The organism is Candidatus Termitispirillum reticulitermitis (assembly GCF_054655775.1).
Map to the genome: position 1 here is coordinate 1 of NZ_BAAIHG010000240.1, position 537 is coordinate 537.

Here is a 537-nt window from a genome sequence, read left to right on the forward strand (position 1 = left end):
GGATGGCCTTCTGCTTAATTTGATGCCTGGCAGTTCCCTACTCTCGCATGGGGAGACCCCACACTACCATCGGCGCTACGGCGTTTCACTTCTGAGTTCGGCATGGGGTCAGGTGGGACCACCGCGCTACGGCCGCCAGGCAAATTCTGTTTTATCAGACCGCTTCTGCGTTCTGATTTAATCTGTATCAGGCTGAAAATCTTATCTCATCCGCCAAAACAGTTATTATTAGGATCCGCTAGCGTCGACTTATTACAGATCGTTCAGCAGATCATCCAGATCGGTATCATCCGCGCTGCTGCTGCTACCACTGCTAGAACTCATAAAATCATCTTCGGTTTTGGTGTTGAAATCATCCACGTTAAACGCATCCAGATCATCCGCCACTTTATCCGCTTTTTTCGCCGCGGTCGCTGCCGCACCACCCATAACCGCGGTGCCCATCACCTGGCCAAATTTGGTGTTCAGTTCTTCGAAAGATTTAAATTTATCTTTGCTGGTCATTTCGCTCAGATCCACCATTTGTTCAAACAGTTC

At 49.2% G+C, this 537-nt stretch carries 1 rRNA gene and 1 pseudogene; both read right to left on the reverse strand.

Going from position 1 to position 537, the window contains the following annotated elements:
- Positions 1-24: 24 nt before the first annotated feature.
- Positions 25-140: ribosomal RNA gene (gene rrf, locus AC1MDJ_RS08525) — 5S ribosomal RNA — on the reverse strand.
- A 112-nt stretch (positions 141-252) separates the two neighbouring features.
- Positions 253-537, reverse strand: a pseudogene (locus AC1MDJ_RS08530) (single-stranded DNA-binding protein); the annotation flags it as partial.